Genomic DNA, 15470 nt, shown 5'->3' with positions numbered 1-15470 from the left:
CGCCCCGCGTCAACAACGCTGCGGGTCAATACACCTAGCATCCGGGGCATGGCGATGTTCGTGCACCTGACCTCGGCGGCCGACGCGCCCCGGATCCGCCGGGCCGGGGTGCGCGCGGCCAGTCACGGGCAGGGCGGTCTGCGGGGCGTGTACTGCTTCCCCGTGCTGCCGTCGTACACCCTCACCCACCAGTGGCTGCGCGAGCTGGGCCGGTTCGGCAGCAGGGGCGGACTGGTGGCCGTCCACGTCCGGCTGGACGACGCCCAGGAGGTGCTGGTCGGGCGGTACACGGACCGGGCGCGCGGCGGCCAGGTCACCGTCACCGCCGCCGAGGCGGTCCGGCGGATCTCGGCGCTGGAGGACCCGCGCGGCTGGGAGGTGTTCGTGCCACGGGCGGTCCGGCCCCGCGAGGTGCACCGGGTGCGGTCCGCGCCCCAGGTCGTCGGATGGCGGTACCTGCCGGACGCGCACGGCACGCGGCCCTGTACGTGCTTCGGCTGCCGGGTGCGCGGCGGCCACGGCGCCCGGCGGCTGCGCGAGCGGCTGCCGCATCCGCTGGACGGGCCCCCGCCGCCGGCGCGGGTGCTGCTGGCCCGGCTGGAGGCCGCCGGGCGGCCCGGTGACCCGGCGGTGGTGCGGGAGACGCTGCACTGGTTCGGGATGCGCCGCCGCGGCCCGCTGCCCCGGCTCGCCCCGCTCGCCGCCCACCCCGACCCCGGCGTACGGGAGGACCTGGTGTGGGCGGTCTCCGGCTGGTCCACCCCCGGCGTCGGCGCCCTCCTGGACCGCCTCGCCGACGACCCGCACCCCGACGTCCGCGACGCCGTGGAGGCCGTACGCGAACCGGAGTAAGGGACCGTCACCCCGGCCCTCCTCGTGCGGCGGCCGTGCTCCGCCCCGCCGCCGCACGCCCCCCGGCCGGCGTCAGCGCGTGCTCGTCCAGCTGTGGGCGACGTCGACGACCAGGCGGTCGTGCAGCTGGACCACCCGGAACGGGAGCCGGGCGCGGACGCCGAGACCCACCTGGGTCTCGCCCTCGAAGCTGCCGGCGAAACGGGTGTCGCGGAAGGTGCGGTAGCCGGTGATGTCGACGCCGGGCAGCGGCTTGGCCACCTTCCCGGGGTAGGCGATCGCGCCGCTGGCCGGGTCGTAGCTGGGCGCGGCGATCCTGACCTCCAGGACGGCGCCGCCGCCGACCGGGACGACGTCGCCCGAGCCGGCCTGGTGCAGCTCGTCGACGTACTGGACGTAGTAGCCGATGTGGTCGCCGCCGCCGGGGACGTCGAAGACCATGCGGTCGAAGCAGTCGTGCCGGCCGGTCCTGATGTCGGCCAGCGGGACGACGCCGCTGTCCGGGACGCCCTTGAGGCCGCTGCCCCAGCCCGTCGGGCAGGCCGCCGCCGCCCGCGCGGCCCCCGCCGGCGCGGCACTCGCGCCGCCGCCCGCCGCCACCGCCGCCGTGCCGGCGAGCACGAGTACGGCCACCGCCGCTCCGATACGTCGCATGTCGTCCCCCCTGGATCGCATGACGTTGCTGTCGGGTGAGACCGCCCGGTACGGCGGATGGTTGTGCTCCGCTCGCGTCGAACGGCCCCGGGCCGTGATCCACCATGTGGGCGGCCGTCCAGGGCCCCTGGGCGGCCGGGCTCGGATAGCCTCCCCGCATGTCTCTCACCGTCGACGCACTGGCCGGGTACGTGGAGCGGGGGCTCGACGCCGATCTGGCGCGCTGGTTCCCCGGCGAGCCGTGGGCCGCCGCGCCCCCGGCGTCGACCCGTCCGGTCGCACCGTTCCTCGCCCGCCTCCCCCGCGACGCGGCGACGGCGCTGGCCGCCTTCGACCGCCGGGTGCGGGCGGGGACCATGCCGCGGTTCCTCGACATCCACGACTGGTCGTACGCCTTCGAGTTCGCGGCCAACGACTGCCGGATCCTCGACTCGGACTACGAGACGGAGCTGTCGGACGACGACGTGTGGTCCGTCGGCGCCGACGGGGGCGGCAACTACTACGTGGTGCTCGGCAACGGCCGGGTGGCCGTGTGGTTCCACGAGGAGGAGGTCGTCGAGGCGGACACGCAGTTCGACAATCTCGATGTCTTCGTGTGGTCGCTCGTCCGCTACCACGCCGTCCGCGCCGGCACCCTCCGACTGTCGGACGTCGAGGCCGACTTCCGCGCCCTCGGCCAGCCCGGCGTCCTGGAACCGCGGACCGGCCTCCTCGCCTCCCTGTCCTGACCCCGGCCCCGCCCCGGCTCGCGCCGCCCGTCTCAGCGGGTCGCCGGGGCGGGGGACGGCACCTTGTGCAGCAGGGGAGCGGCGGTGCCGCGGCCGGTGCCGCCGGAGGGCCGGCCGCCGACGTACTGGGTGTGCATGCTGTCGTCGATCCGGCACAGGACCCCGGTGGTGCGGCCGGGCGGCGCGCTCGGGTCGAGCTTGGCGGTGAAGGACGCCAGCTTGTCGTAGAGGGTCCTGCAGCGGGCCCCGGTGGCGGACAGCTCCGACGTGGTGGCCGTGTGCAGGGCGTCGAGGACGAGGACCAGGTTGTGGCCGGACAGCAGGACGTCCTGCATGCCCCCCTCGCCCTTGGTGATACGGCCCGGCGGCAGGTTGGGGTCGGCGGTGAAGCGGCCCGCCTTGCTCACCCCGGGCCCGATCCGGTCGTAGGGGTCGCGGGTGCTCTGGGTCCAGTTCGGCTCCCACACACCGAAGGCGGTGCGCGCCATGAACGTCCAGGTGTCCTCGTGGCAGCGCAGGGTGATGTAGGAGACGCCGGCGGCCCGGCGGAGCGTGCCGTTGTGCTCGTCGAGCGCGACCCGGTTCTCCGCGAGCGCGGCCCGCAGCACGGCCCGGTCCTCCTCACGCCATCGCCGCTCCTGCTCCTCGTGCTGAACCCTCAGCTCTCGTCTGAGCTGCTGGTTCTTCGTGTACTGCTCGACGAACGTCTTGACCAACGACTTGAACATGGGGCGCCTGCTGGGGTTCGGCCGGACAACCTGGGTCTTGCAGCGGCCCAACGACCCGCGCCGGATCTTGGTCACGCCGCCCGCCCGCCGACCCGGTCGCCCTTCCGGGAACACTTCTGTCGCTCCGTCAGATATCGCGCCAGCCAAGCGAGTTGAGGAACGTGAACGACCACGCGACGGATCGGTGAGATTCCTGTGGTGCACTGCCTCGATCGAGCGGTGAACGTTAAGGTCGGATTCATGAACGCACGGCTGGCCCTGCTCGGCGCGGTGGATCCGGGTGTCGCGGAGAGCGAGGTCTTCCGGCTCGCGCTCCAGCACGCGGTGGGGGAACTCGGCGCTCTGGGAGGCATGATCCACCTCCGTGGGCCGATGTCCGCGCTGCGGCTGGTGTCGGTGACGGGCCTCCCGCCCGCCCTCACCCGCTCCTGGGAGATCATCGACCAGGAGGGCCCCCTGCCCCCGGCCCGCGCCCTCCACCGCGACGGCGGTTCCTGGGCACCCATCGCCTCCGTGGACCTCACATGGCCCGGCACCGGTCTCGCCGTCGTCCCCATGGCGTGCGGCGACCGGGCGATCGGCGCGCTGTCCGTCCTCACCGGCGACCGGGGCGAACCCGACGACGACAACTGGCGGTTCCTGCGTGCCCTCGTCGCCTGGACCCAGGAGCGGATGGCCCAGGCGCCGCCCCCGCCGGGCCCGGCACCCGCCGAGTCGAGGGGCGAGCGGCTGCGGCAGGCGCTGACGGAGGTCAGCGTCGGCTCCTGGGACTGGGACATCCGCACCGGCGACCTGATCTGGGACGAGGCCGCCCTGGAGCTGTACGGCACCCGGCCCGCGGACTTCACCGGCCGGATCGACCACTGGATGCGGATCGTCCACCCCGACGACCTCGCCCCCACCCTCGCCGCGGTGCAGCGCGCCATCCGCGACCGCACCGTGTACGAGGCGGAGTACCGCGTACGGCGCCCGGACGGCACCTACGGCTGGACCCGGGCCCGCGGCAGGGCCACCTACGACGAGCGCGGCCGGCCCCACCGGATGGTCGGCGTCGGCTGGGAGAGCACCGACTCCCGCTCCGCCCGCGACGCCCTCAGCCGGGCCCTGCGGCACATGAGCGACGCCTTCCTCGCGGTGGACGAGGCGTGGCGGATCACCTTCGCCAACCTGGAAGCCGAACGCATGCTGGGCCTGTCCGAGGGCGAACTCCTCGGCCGGGTGCTGTGGGAGCTGCCCGTCGAGTGCGACGGGGTGCCCGGACTGGAGCGGCTGTGCCGCGGGGCCGCCGCGGACCGGGAGCCCACCGGGTTCGACGTGCACAGCCCCGGCAAGGGCCGCTGGTTCCACCTCCGCGTCGTCCCCGGGCCCGACGGCCACACCCTCTACTTCACCGACATCACCGAGCACCGCAGACTGGCGGAGGAGCGCCGCGCCGCCGAGCTGGCCGCGACCCAACGGGCCTTCCGGACAGCCGAGTTGACGGCCGCGCTGGCGAAGGCGACCACCACGCGGGATGTGATCGACGCGGTGGCCCGGCGGGTGCTGCCGCCGTTCGCCGCCACCGGGTTCCTCGTCCAGGACGTCGAGGGCGACCGGCTCCACAACGTCGGGTACGTCGGCTACTCCGCCGAGTTCATCGAGCTGATCGACCACCGCCGCAAGACACGGCACGGCCCCGCCTGGGACGCCATCACCACCGGCAGACCCGTCTTCCTCTCCTCGGCCGAGGAGTACACGGCGTACGCGCCGCGCAACGCGGACCTGCCCCGCCGGTCGGGCAAGCAGTCCTGGGCGTTCCTGCCGCTGACGGCGTCGGACCACACCTTCGGGGTGTGCGTCGTCTCCTTCGACCGGCCGCGCCGCCTCACCGAGGAGGAGCGCACCCTGCTCACGGCGATCAGCGCCCTGCTCGCCCAGTCCCTGGAACGGGCCCGGCTCTTCGACGTCGAGCACACCCGCTCCCGCGAACTCCAGCGGAGCCTCCTCCCGCAGGCCCTGCCCCGCCTGCCCGCCTGCGAGGCCGCCGCCCGCTATCTGCCCGCCGGGCGGGGCATGGACGTCGGCGGCGACTGGTACGACGTCATCCCGCTCTCCAGCGGACAGGTCGCCCTCGTCGTCGGCGACGTCATGGGCCACGGACTGCCCGAGGCCGCCACGATGGGCCGGCTGCGCACCGCCGTCCACACCCTCGCCGACCTCGAACTGCCGCCCGACGAGATCATGACCCACCTCAACGACCTCGTCGCCGGCATGGGCGAGGAGTCGTACGTGACGTGCCTGTACGCGCTGTACGACTCCACGACCCGGATCTGCTCCCTCGCCCGCGCCGGGCACCCGCCGCCGGCGCTGGTCCTGCCCGACGGCAGTGTGCGCTTCCCGGACCTGGCCGCCGACCCGCCGCTCGGGGCGGCCGAGCCGCCGTTCGAGACGGTCGAGCTGCACGTGCCCGACGGGAGCATGCTCGTGCTGTACACCGACGGGCTCGTGGAGTCCTCGAAACGCGAGATGGACGAGGGCATGGCCGAACTCGCCCGTCTGCTGCGCAACGCCCACGACGACGGCACCGCCGCCGACCTGGAACTCCTCTGCGACACCCTCATCCACGGGCTGCTCCCGGCCCACCAGCAGGCCGCCGACGACGCCGCTTTCCTCGTCGCCCGGCTGCACGCCCTCACCGAGGACCGGGTGGCCTGCTGGCCGCTCCTCGACGACCCGAGGGCCGCCGGGCAGGCCCGCCGCCACGTCCGCGAACAGCTCGCCGCGTGGGGCCTGGACGACCTCGCCCCCACCACCGAGCTGCTCGCCAGCGAACTCGTCGGCAACGTCGTACGCCACGCCAAAGGGCCCGTCCGGCTTCGGCTGCTGCATGGCTCCGAGCTGACCTGCGAGGTCTTCGACGGCAGCCTCACGATGCCCCGCATCCGCCGGGCCACCGACACCGACGAGGGCGGCCGCGGCCTCCAGCTCATCACCGCGCTCTCCCAGCGCTGGGGCACCCGCTACACCCCCGACGGCAAGTGCATCTGGACCGAGCAGCCCCTGACCGCCCCCGACCGCCGCGCACAGCCACCGGGCCCCCTGGACCCGCTGAGCCCCGGCCCCGACGACTTCGCCGGCGACCTGGAGTAACCAGGGGCCTCGTGCTCGCCGCGGGCAAAGGCCGAGGCGCCGGCCGTGTCACGGCCGACGCCTCGGTTTCGGTGCGCGACCGGTCAGGCCACGGAACCGATGCGCTCCACGCGCTCGTTCACACCGTTGCGCAGCTCACCCAGCGTCGTGCCGGGCGGGGCCACCTTCGGCGTCGACGACGGCGGCTGCGTCTCGTCGGCGCAGGTCGTGCCGTGGGCGGGGACCGTCAGGTCCACCAGGTACTTGACGACCGCGTCCGTCGCGCAGGCGCTCCGGCCGAACGCCGTGTGCCCCTCCGCCTGGAACGTCAGCAGCGAGGCGTTGTCGAGCCGCCGGGACAGCGCCACCGCGTCCTGGTACGGGGTGTCGGGGTCACCGGTGGTGCCCATGACCAGGATCGGCGCCGAGCCCTTCGCCCGGTAGGAGCCGTCGTAACGGCTGACCCGCTCGGCCGGCCACTGTGTACACGCGGTCGCATGCTGGTGGTCGTAGGTCGGCGGACCGAAAGCCATCGCCGGACCGAGCAGCGGTGCCGCCTTCGCGAACGACTCCACCTTGTGCTTCAGCAGCCACTGGTTGCGCGGGTAGTCCCGGTCGGCGCACTCCACGGCCACGTTCGGGCCGAGGAAGTCGAAGCTCGCCGGGGACGGCGGACGCAGCAGGAACGAGGTGTTGTCCCGCAGCTGCGCCTTCCTGAGGGCCGCGCCGAGCGAGGGCCAGATGACCTTGCCCTCGTTGATGTTGAACATCAGCCGGTAGACCAGCGTGTAACCGTTCGCCTTGCCGCCGCTCGCGGTGGTGACCGGGTTGGCGTCCAGGTCCTTCTTCAGCTGCTCGAACGCCCCGCGCGGGTCGCCGTCACCGAACCCGCAGACGGCCTGGTCGGCGGCGCACCAGTCGAGGAAGCGGCTCATCGCGCCGTCCAGCGCCAGGTACTGCGGCCGGTCGTAGGCGTACGGGCGGTTGGCGTAGTGCACCGGGTCGTACGCCCCGTCGAGGGTCAGCGCCCGCACCCGCTGCGGGAACAGGGCGGCGTACACGGTCCCGATGTACGAGCCGAACGACCGCCCGTAGTAGGTGAGCTGTTCCTCGCCGAGGGCCTGCCGCAGCAGGTCGATGTCACGGGCGACGTACTCGGTGCCGATGTACGGCAGCAGTCCGCCCGCGTTGTCGAGGCACGCCTGGTTGAACTCGGCGGCCTCCCGCAGCGCCGGCCCGAACGCGTCGGGGCCGGGCACGCCCTTGGCGTCGGTGACGGCCTTGGAGTAGCGCGTGTCGTCGAAGCAGGTGAGCGCCGAGCTGCGGCCGACACCGCGGACGTCGTAGCCGAACACGTCGAACGACTCGCGCAGCGCGGCCGGCAGCCCCGCGTAGTTGTTGCGGACGAAGTCCACGCCGGAGTTGCCGGGCCCGCCCGGCTGCATGAAGAGCGTGCCCTTGCGCTTGGCCGGGTCCGCGGCCTTCTTGCGCACCACCGCCAGGGTGATCTTCTTGCCGTCCGGGTCGCGGTAGTCGAGCGGGACGTCCGCGTTCGCGCACTCGTAGCCGCCCTGGCAGTCCGTCCACGCCAGGGACGGCACGGGCGGGGTCGGCAGGGTGTCGGGTGTCTTCGGCGAGGCCATCGCCTGGGTCGCCGTCCCCGTGCCGGCGACGAGGAGCGCGGTCAGCGCGGCCCCGGCCATTCTCAGACGCCCGAAACGTCTCGGTGCGCCATGGGATGTCGTCATGTGTCCTTCCCCCTGTGCTGAAGTTGCCCTCAAGTACCCACTGGTCAAGGTGAGTCGGGGCAATGTCTAGCTCGAGAGAGGGGAAAAAGGCGAGCGTGGTGCCACCGTGGCCGACTTTCCACCCGATCTCTCCACTACCCGGCGGTAGTTACCGCGACCGGAACCGGCTTCGTACACCGGGGCGCGCGTGTGCGTGAGCCTTCTAGGACCGTCCGTCCGCGGTGTTCCCTTGTGCGGTGTCCACGTCGGCGTGCACCAGGTCGTGGTCGGAGGCGGGGGTTCGGCGCACGTCCTGGTCCAGCGGGGTGACGCCGCGCAGGAAGACGTAGTCGAACTTGAGCCGCCAGTCGGTGGTGACCTCGCAGTCGCCGGAGGCCGGGGGTCGGCACGCCGGATCCGCGTCCGCGGCCAGCGCCCACAGGGCGGTGAGCTCCGGGGCGTCCGGCACGGCGTTGAGGTCGCCGAGGACGATGGCGCGGTCGTGCCGGGCGACCGCCTCGGCCAGCACCCCGACCTGCTTCCGGCGGACGGCCTCCTGGCTCCGCTGGGCGAGGTGGGTGTTGAACACCCGGACCGGCCTGCCGTCCACGGTGGTGGTGACCGCCAGGTACCCGCGCGCCTCGGAGCCGCCGTCGGGGTAGAGCTTCTTGACGGGGTCGCTCATCGGCGCCGCCGACAGGATCGCCTGGCCGAAGCCGCCGGGCTTCCACGGCACTCCGCCGCAGCGGTTCCAACTGCGCAGCACCGGACCGTACGCGACCTGGTAGACCAGCCCGTGCAGGTGCTCCAGATAGTCCCGGATCCGCTCGACGTCCCGTACGCACGCCTCCTGCACGCCGATCACCTGCGGCGCGTACCGGGCGATCTCCGCCGCCCGGTCGACGTCACCCGTGTCGCACGGGTTGCAGAGGTTCCACGTCATGACCCGGTCCGGGTCGATGTCCCGGACGGCCTTCACGGGCTCCGACCCGCCGAAGAGCCCCCCGCCCGGCGCACTGGGCCCGACCAGCACCACCACGCAGGCCACGCCCAGACCCCCCGCGAGCAAACGCGTGCCCCTGCCGAGCACCCTCGCCTCCTCACCCGGAACCCCAAGGCACCGACATCCACGTTCGAGGTTAAGCGATCAACTCCCGTTGCCGGGGCGGTCCGGCGCGCCGCCGGGCCGTCCGCCCACGAGCACCAGCACGCTCCCGGTGAACATCAGGATGCCGAGGGGGACGTGCAGCGACGGCACGTGGGCGATGCCGAGGACCACCTGGAGGGAGGCGAGGAGGAGGAAGCCCGAGGCGTACAGCACGGGCCGGGGAGAGCCGCCGCCGGGGCGCCAGGCGAGGACGGCGGCCAGTACGTGGAGCATGGCGGCCCCGTACATCACGCGGGCGCCGACGTCGTGCAGCAGCGCTCCGCCGGCGGAGGTCAGCAGCAGACCGGCGGTGGCCGCCTGGAAGAAGAGGGTCAGCGTCTGCAACGCGACGGCGACCCGCAGGAACGTGGTCCCCCGGTACGGCGGTGCCGTGTGGATGGCCATGACTCGGTCCCCTCTCCCGCCTCACGACGGAACGTCGGTGCTGTTCTCCCGGTCCGACGGAGCGGGGCCGAGGAATGTGACACGACCGAGGAATGTGACACGACGGAGGAATGCGACGGCTGAGGGTGACTCGGCCGGGAGATGTGGCACGGCCGGGAACGTGCACGGCCGGGAACGTGACCGGCCGGGAACGTGACCGGCCTACCGGGGTGTCAGGACGCAGAACTCGTTGTCGTCGGGGTCGAGCAGGGTGACGCGGCCGTCCCGGCGCGGGGCGGCGTCGAGGGGTTTCGCGCCGAGGGCGAGGAGGCGGTCGATCTCCGCCCGCTGGTCGCCGCCGGCGGGCGGCGCGAGGTCGAAGTGGAGGCGGTTCCTGCTGTCCTTGGGCGCCACCGGAGGACCTCCCCAGGTGATCTTGGGGCCGCCGTGGGGCGCGCGGATCGCGGTCTCCTCGTCCTGGTCCCAGACCAGCGGCCACTCCAGCGCCGCGCTCCAGAAGTACCCGACCTCCTGCGAGCCGTCGCAGGCCAGCGCCCCGAGGAAGCCGCAGTCGGCGAGGAACCTGTTGCCGGCCGGGATGACACAGAACTCGTTGCCGTCGGGGTCGGCGAGCACCACGTGCCCCTCTTCGGGGCGCTGACCGATGTCGATGTGCCGCCCGCCGAGGGCGAGCGCCCGGGCCACCGTCTCCTGCTGGCCCTCGGGGGACGTGCTCGTCAGATCGAAGTGGATCCGGTTCGGGACGGTCTTGGGCCGCTCCGTCGGGAAGAAGCCGAGGCGGAACCCCGTGTCGTCGGCGGGCAGCAGCGCGATGCCCTCGTGCGGGTCGTCGGTGAGCTCCCAGCCGAGGACACCGGACCAGAAGTGCGCGAGGTCCCGCGGCCGGCTCGCGTCGAAGCAGAGTGCGTACAGCTGACAGGTCATGGCCCCGGAATCTCCGATCCGCCGGCCGCTCGTCCGGCTGGTCGCGTCAGGGTGCCTTGCCGGCCCCCGGGGCGGAGCCTAGAGCCGACCGGTCGTCAGCCGCAGCCCGATTTCCGGCGGCCCGGAGCACCCGAGCCGGCCCGTCGGGTGCCCGGGGCGGGTAGAACTGCGCGTACCAGCGGCGTAGCGCCCGGATGCCCTTCTCGTGCGGGAGGAGCACCGGACGCGGCTGGTGGATCTTGTGGTCCCAGATGCGGACCTCCTCGCGGACCTCGCCCAGCGCCTCCCTCCGGAAGACCAGCTTGAGCAGAGGGGTGAGCAGCGGGATCCGGGCCGGTCCGCGCAGGTGGTACAGCATCCGCAGCTCGCTCGTGCGGTCGTCCACGGGCGTGGTGAGCGCGACGGCGGTGACCGACAGCACGGGCCCGTGGGAGCGGACCACCATCACGCCGGGCCCGTACATGAACGCGTCGAAGGTGTTGGCGATGTCCCGGCCGAGCACCCGCCGGGTGAACGACCCCCGCGCCTCGGCGAACGGGCCGTCCTCACGCCACTGCTGCACCGGTGGCTCGCTCTGCCCGTGGATGAAGTGGAAGTGGGACTCGTCGACGATGTTCTCGCGCATCTCCTGGATGTGGATCCGGGCCCGGCAGGTGTCGTCGATCGGCCGCGAGAACTCCCCCGACACCGCCTCCGGGATCTCCGGCACCTCCCACGCGGGTTCGCCCGGCCCGACGTACACGAGGACGAGGCCGCTGTGCTCGCGCACCGGGAGACCGCCGAGCGCCACCTTCGGGGTGCGGGCCGCGAACGGCGCCTCGACGCACCGTCCGTCCGCGCCGAACCGCCAGCCGTGGAAGGGGCACTCCACCGTCCCGTCCACGACCTTCCCGCCGACGCCGAGGTGCGCGCCGTAGTGCGGGCAGTGCGCGTCCCGGACCGCGGCCCGGCCGTCCTCCCCGCGGAACGCGATCAGCGCCCGTCCGAAGTAGTGCAGGCTGACGACCTTCCCCGGCCGCAGCTCCCGGCTCCGCAGGACCGCGTACCAGCCGTACGGGACGGCCGGCATCGGGTACTCGTCGGCTCGCGGATCACGGGGCAGCCCCGCGAGATTGTCATGTTGCCGACAAAGGCGCATGGGGCGATGCTAGCCGCGAAGCCGTTCACCGTAGAACAACTTGCGTGTACGCAAGCGGAGTTGGCGTAAAGGCGGCGGTGCGGTGGAGCGGGGGCGCGTGGTCAGACCCGTTCCGGCGGCCGGTGCGGGCCGCTGGGCAGCTCCACCTCGATCGGGTCTCCGGGCAGTACCACCCCGCCCTCCCTCACGATGCTCATGATTCCGGCCTTCAGCACGAGCCCGCCGGACGCGTCGCGGCCGACGACCCGCTTCAGCAGGCCCTCGCGGAAGGCGTCGATCTGGCGGCACGGGTTTCGCAGACCCGTCACCTCCAGCACCGCCCCGCCGCCGAGGCGCAGCAGCGTGCCGACCGGCAGCCCCAGCAGGTCGATCCCCCGGGTGGTGATGTTCTCGCCGAGGTCACCGGGCCCCACCTCGAAGCCCTCCGCGGCGACCTCCTCGAACAGCTCCTCGTGGATGAGGTGCACCTGGCGGAGGTTCGGCTGCGTGGGGTCCTGCGCGACCCGCGAGCGGTGCTTGACCGTCACCCCCGCGTGGACGTCCCCCTCCACGCCTAGCCCGGCGAGCAGCGTGACGCCGTCCCGGTTCGGTTTGGTGAACGAGTACGAGGCGTTGCTGCTGACCGCCGTCACCGTTCCGCTCATCGTCGGCATCTCGGCATCCCCCTGTGTCGGTGGATCACGACCCTAACCCGCCGGAAGGGGCACGGCGGAGGGGACCTCAGCGGTGCGTGCCCGAGGGGGCATCAGGCGGTGCGGCGGGGGACCTCAGCGGTGCGCGGGGGCGTCGGGCATGCCGAACGCCGCGACCATGATGGTCTCGGCCACCTTGTTCATGCCCCGGCCCTTGGCGTCGGTGGAGTTGACGCTGTACACGAGGGTCCGGGCGCCGTCGCGGGGGTAACCGGCCCTTGCCGCCCGCCGGACGGCACGTCACCGCGGCGACGGTCGGCGGGAGCCCGCGTTTCACTCCCGGTCGCATCCCCACCAAGGAAAATGAGTAGTACTCATTCTGAAGTGGGGGGCGCTGGCGGCGTGGAGAGAATCCTCGCGACGGGCGTGCCGACCGCTCCCCTCGGCAGGGCCACAGCCTGCGGTATTGCCATGCCGGTGGCCCTGCGGTGCGCCCTCCGTTCAATTCGTCCACGTGTCACGGGTGTTGCCACAGAAAAAAAATAGGCATGCCTATTGTCTTGACTGCGGTGCTCTTCTGCGTCGATAAATGCAACTCATAGAAGCCGGGGGTTGCAGAAGGGACACCACAGATGAGACCCCTACGCATGGGTGCGGGGGCAGTCAGGGCGCTCGCGGCGGCGGCCGTCGTCTTCGCGGCCGTACTGCCCGCCCAACCCGCCTACGCGGCCACGACGAATTTCTACGTCGACCCCGTCAACGGGAGCGACAGCAACTCGGGAACCAGCACCGCCGCGGCGTTCCGGACGATCCAGGCCGCCAAGGCCGCGGTCCGGGCCGTCAACGCGAACATGTCCGACGACATCGTCGTGAACCTGCGCGGAGGAACCTATCCCCTCACCTCCCCGATCACCTTCGGCACCAGTGACTCGGGCACCAACGGCCACACGGTCGTCTACCAGGCGTACAACGGCGAGACGCCGGTGATCACCGGGAGCAAGGCGATCACCGGCTGGACCGCTGCCTCGGGCGGCGAGTACAAGGCGTCGGTGGGCGGCCTCGACTTCCGGCAGTTGTACGTCAACGGGGTCCGCGCCACCCGGGCCCGCTTCCCCGACATCGGCTCGGACTTCCAGCTCCAGGGCAGCGACAAGACCAACAAGCTGCTGAAGATGCTGAGTTCGCAGGTCTCCGACTGGGGCCAGCTCAGCAAGGTCGAGATGATGCTGGAAACGCAGTGGGGCGAGAGCTATCTGCGGCTGAAGTCGATCAGCAACAGCAACGGCACCGCCAACGTGTCGATCCAGGACCACGAGGCGGGCATCCTGTTCCCGCGTCCCTTCCCGATCCTCGCCAACGGCTCCCCCGTGCACTTCGAGAACGCCCACGAGTTCCTCAACGAACCGGGCGAGTTCTACGTCGACACAGCCGCGCAGACCGTCTACTACAAGCCCCGCCCCGGCGAGGACATGTCCACGGCCGCCGTGCAGGCGCCGACGCTGGAGACGCTCTTCGACATCAAGGGCACCAGCCTCGACAGCCCCGCTCACGACCTGCGCTTCTCCGGGCTCACCTTCACCGGCACCACCTGGATGGAGGCGACGGACAACGGCTACCTCAACGGCCAGGGCGGCAACTACAACACGTCGGCCGACACCTCCAACAACCAGTTCGTCGGCCGTCCGCCGGCCGGGGTCCAGGCGTCGAACGCCGACCGCCTCTCCTTCACCGGCAACACCTTCACCCAGATGGGCGCCACCGCCCTCGACCTGCACCACGGCGTGCACGCCAGCAGCGTGACCGGCAACGTCATCCACGACATCGCCGGCAACGGGATCATGGTCGGCAAGTTCTCCGACCCGACCGTGGAGTTCCACACCGTCTACAACCCGCCGACCTCCCCGGCAGGTGAGGACGCCCGGGAGGTCGTCAAGAACGTCACCGTCACCAACAACCTGATCACCCGCATCGGCGAGGACTACGTGGGCACCGCGGGCATCAACGCGGGCTTCGTCAACAGCACCACCATCGACCACAACGACATATCCGACACACCGTGGGCGGGTATCTCGCTCGGCTGGGGCTGGCAGTCGGCGGCCAACGCCCTGGGCGGCAACAGCGTCAGCTACAACCGGATCGGCAACGTGATGAACCGGCTCTGCGACGCCGCCGGGATCTACCACCTCTCCAACGACCCGGGCACCGTCTTCAACGGCAACTACATCCACGACGTGGTGCGTACGCCGTCCGCCTGCACGTCCGCGGTCAGCGGGATCTACCTGGACGAGGGGTCGAACAACATGACCCTCTCGAACAACGTGCTGTCGCGCACCGACGGATTCATCAACCAGAACCGCAACGGCACCAGCGTCACGCTCACCAACAACAGGACCTCCGGCGACGCGGTGATCAAGGCGTCCGGTCTGGAGCCCGCCTACCAGGGGCTGGCAGCCAGGATCAACCTCGCGCACAACAAGCCGGCCTCCGCGTCCACGACCCTGAACTCCTCGTGGGCGGCGTCCAAGGCCAACGACAACAACGGTGCGACCGGCTGGTCGCCGACCGGGAGCGACACCTCGGCCTGGTGGCAGGTCGACCTGGGCCAGGCCTACCAGCTCGGGCAGTTCTCCCTGACCACCCGCCAGGACCTGGACCAGCCCGAGACTCGCGGCAACTTCGAGATCCGGGGCTCCAACGACCCGTCCTTCGGCACCTACACCGTCCTCGGACGCCAGACGAGCACCCTGCCGCTCGCCTCGACGCTCACGGGCAACATCGACGTCCGCCAGAAGTTCCGCTACGTACGGGTCGCCAAGACCGACGGCGCGTACTTCTTCTTCGCCGACTTCAGTGTGCAGCGGGCCGGCGGGGCGCTGGAGGACGCGACCGGCACACCGAACGTCAACGCGTCGACGAACTACACCATCAAGAACGCCAACAGCGGACAGCTGATGGACGTGTACCAGAGCTCCACCGCCGACGGCGCCGGCATCATCCAGTGGCCGAGCACCGGCGGGACCAACCAGCAGTGGAACATCGTCCCGGTCAGCGGACAGCTCTACAGGATCGTGAACCGCAACAGCGGCAAGGTCCTCGACATCAACGCCTCCAGCCACCGGAAGGGGGCCGCGCTCCGGCAGTACACCTACGGCGGCGGCAACAACCAGCTGTGGTACTTCGAGCCGACCAGCGGCGGGTACGTCATCCGCAACTTCGAGAGCAGGCAGGTCCTGGAGGTCGGTGGCGGATCGACCGCCAACGGAGCCGCCGTCAGCCAGTGGATGCCCCTCAACCAGTCCAACCAGACCTGGACGATCCAGTGACCGGGTGACCTGACGCGGTCCGAGAGGCGGCGGGGGGGGGGAGAAACGGTCTTTTTTTCCCCCCCCCCCTTTTTTTTGGGGTGCTCCTGGGTTTTTTTCGTCCT

At 71.7% G+C, this 15470-nt stretch carries 12 protein-coding genes; 4 read left to right on the top strand and 8 right to left on the bottom strand.

Features of this window, described 5'->3' with window-relative positions; all coding sequences use genetic code 11:
• Nucleotides 1–48 precede the first annotated feature (48 nt).
• On the top strand, nucleotides 49–852 hold the full coding sequence (locus ACZ4Z2_RS18540; RefSeq protein WP_468077239.1) for a HEAT repeat domain-containing protein: 804 nt from the start codon (nucleotides 49–51) through the stop codon (nucleotides 850–852).
• Between the two features lie 72 nt (nucleotides 853–924).
• On the opposite strand, the gene ACZ4Z2_RS18535 is transcribed toward ACZ4Z2_RS18540, so the two are convergent.
• The gene (locus ACZ4Z2_RS18535; protein WP_468077237.1) at nucleotides 925–1506 is read right to left on the bottom strand and encodes an AMIN-like domain-containing (lipo)protein; all 582 of its coding nucleotides are present in this window, start codon (nucleotides 1504–1506) and stop codon (nucleotides 925–927) included.
• Between the two features lie 158 nt (nucleotides 1507–1664).
• On the opposite strand from ACZ4Z2_RS18535, the gene ACZ4Z2_RS18530 reads away from it, so the two are divergent.
• A complete protein-coding gene (locus ACZ4Z2_RS18530) occupies nucleotides 1665–2234 on the top strand; it encodes a hypothetical protein (protein ID WP_468077235.1) in 570 nt (189 codons plus the stop codon).
• A gap of 32 nt (nucleotides 2235–2266) precedes the next feature.
• Here ACZ4Z2_RS18530 and ACZ4Z2_RS18525 read toward each other — a convergent pair whose 3' ends face one another.
• The gene (locus ACZ4Z2_RS18525; protein ID WP_468077234.1) at nucleotides 2267–2962 is read right to left on the bottom strand and encodes a hypothetical protein; all 696 of its coding nucleotides are present in this window, start codon (nucleotides 2960–2962) and stop codon (nucleotides 2267–2269) included.
• 240 nt (nucleotides 2963–3202) lie between these two features.
• On the opposite strand from ACZ4Z2_RS18525, the gene ACZ4Z2_RS18520 reads away from it, so the two are divergent.
• Nucleotides 3203–6091, top strand: a complete 2889-nt coding sequence (locus ACZ4Z2_RS18520) for a SpoIIE family protein phosphatase (protein ID WP_468077232.1) — start codon at nucleotides 3203–3205, stop codon at nucleotides 6089–6091.
• An 83-nt stretch (nucleotides 6092–6174) separates the two neighbouring features.
• On the opposite strand, the gene ACZ4Z2_RS18515 is transcribed toward ACZ4Z2_RS18520, so the two are convergent.
• From ACZ4Z2_RS18515 to ACZ4Z2_RS18490, 6 genes are all read right to left on the bottom strand, one after another.
• The gene (locus tag ACZ4Z2_RS18515) at nucleotides 6175–7818 is read right to left on the bottom strand and encodes an alpha/beta hydrolase (protein WP_468077230.1); all 1644 of its coding nucleotides are present in this window, start codon (nucleotides 7816–7818) and stop codon (nucleotides 6175–6177) included.
• 202 nt (nucleotides 7819–8020) lie between these two features.
• Nucleotides 8021–8887, bottom strand: a complete 867-nt coding sequence (locus ACZ4Z2_RS18510; RefSeq protein ID WP_468077228.1) for an endonuclease/exonuclease/phosphatase family protein — start codon at nucleotides 8885–8887, stop codon at nucleotides 8021–8023.
• Between the two features lie 57 nt (nucleotides 8888–8944).
• On the bottom strand, nucleotides 8945–9349 hold the full coding sequence (locus ACZ4Z2_RS18505; RefSeq protein ID WP_468077226.1) for a hypothetical protein: 405 nt from the start codon (nucleotides 9347–9349) through the stop codon (nucleotides 8945–8947).
• A gap of 201 nt (nucleotides 9350–9550) precedes the next feature.
• Nucleotides 9551–10273 (bottom strand): VOC family protein, encoded by a 723-nt coding sequence (locus tag ACZ4Z2_RS18500; protein WP_468077224.1) that lies wholly within the window; start codon nucleotides 10271–10273, stop codon nucleotides 9551–9553.
• 46 nt (nucleotides 10274–10319) lie between these two features.
• Entirely contained in the window at nucleotides 10320–11342 is a 1023-nt protein-coding gene (locus tag ACZ4Z2_RS18495) for a Rieske 2Fe-2S domain-containing protein (RefSeq protein ID WP_468077222.1), read from the bottom strand.
• Between the two features lie 170 nt (nucleotides 11343–11512).
• On the bottom strand, nucleotides 11513–12055 hold the full coding sequence (locus ACZ4Z2_RS18490; RefSeq protein WP_468077220.1) for an MOSC domain-containing protein: 543 nt from the start codon (nucleotides 12053–12055) through the stop codon (nucleotides 11513–11515).
• Nucleotides 12056–12690: 635 nt separating this feature from the next.
• On the opposite strand from ACZ4Z2_RS18490, the gene ACZ4Z2_RS18485 reads away from it, so the two are divergent.
• Nucleotides 12691–15366: an RICIN domain-containing protein gene (locus tag ACZ4Z2_RS18485; RefSeq protein ID WP_468077218.1), complete on the top strand. Its 2676-nt coding sequence runs from the start codon at nucleotides 12691–12693 to the stop codon at nucleotides 15364–15366.
• Nucleotides 15367–15470 lie beyond the last annotated feature (104 nt).

The sequence above is a fragment of the Streptomyces sp. NPDC030183 genome, from assembly GCF_055573455.1.
Note: the sequence above shows the minus strand (reverse complement) of the source record. Positions and strands in the feature narration are given on the sequence as shown.

Excerpts from the sequence above, each read along its gene's own strand:
- ACZ4Z2_RS18540 (WP_468077239.1), top strand. The coding sequence starts at position 49 with ATGGCGATGTTCGTGCACCTGACCTCGGCGGCCGACGCGCCCCGGATC.
- ACZ4Z2_RS18535 (WP_468077237.1), bottom strand. The coding sequence starts at position 1,506 with ATGCGACGTATCGGAGCGGCGGTGGCCGTACTCGTGCTCGCCGGCACG.
- ACZ4Z2_RS18530 (WP_468077235.1), top strand. The coding sequence starts at position 1,665 with ATGTCTCTCACCGTCGACGCACTGGCCGGGTACGTGGAGCGGGGGCTC.
- ACZ4Z2_RS18525 (WP_468077234.1), bottom strand. The coding sequence starts at position 2,962 with ATGTTCAAGTCGTTGGTCAAGACGTTCGTCGAGCAGTACACGAAGAAC.
- ACZ4Z2_RS18520 (WP_468077232.1), top strand. The coding sequence starts at position 3,203 with ATGAACGCACGGCTGGCCCTGCTCGGCGCGGTGGATCCGGGTGTCGCG.
- ACZ4Z2_RS18515 (WP_468077230.1), bottom strand. The coding sequence starts at position 7,818 with ATGACGACATCCCATGGCGCACCGAGACGTTTCGGGCGTCTGAGAATG.
- ACZ4Z2_RS18505 (WP_468077226.1), bottom strand. The coding sequence starts at position 9,349 with ATGGCCATCCACACGGCACCGCCGTACCGGGGGACCACGTTCCTGCGG.
- ACZ4Z2_RS18500 (WP_468077224.1), bottom strand. The coding sequence starts at position 10,273 with ATGACCTGTCAGCTGTACGCACTCTGCTTCGACGCGAGCCGGCCGCGG.
- ACZ4Z2_RS18495 (WP_468077222.1), bottom strand. The coding sequence starts at position 11,342 with ATGCCGGCCGTCCCGTACGGCTGGTACGCGGTCCTGCGGAGCCGGGAG.
- ACZ4Z2_RS18490 (WP_468077220.1), bottom strand. The coding sequence starts at position 12,055 with ATGAGCGGAACGGTGACGGCGGTCAGCAGCAACGCCTCGTACTCGTTC.
- ACZ4Z2_RS18485 (WP_468077218.1), top strand. The coding sequence starts at position 12,691 with ATGGGTGCGGGGGCAGTCAGGGCGCTCGCGGCGGCGGCCGTCGTCTTC.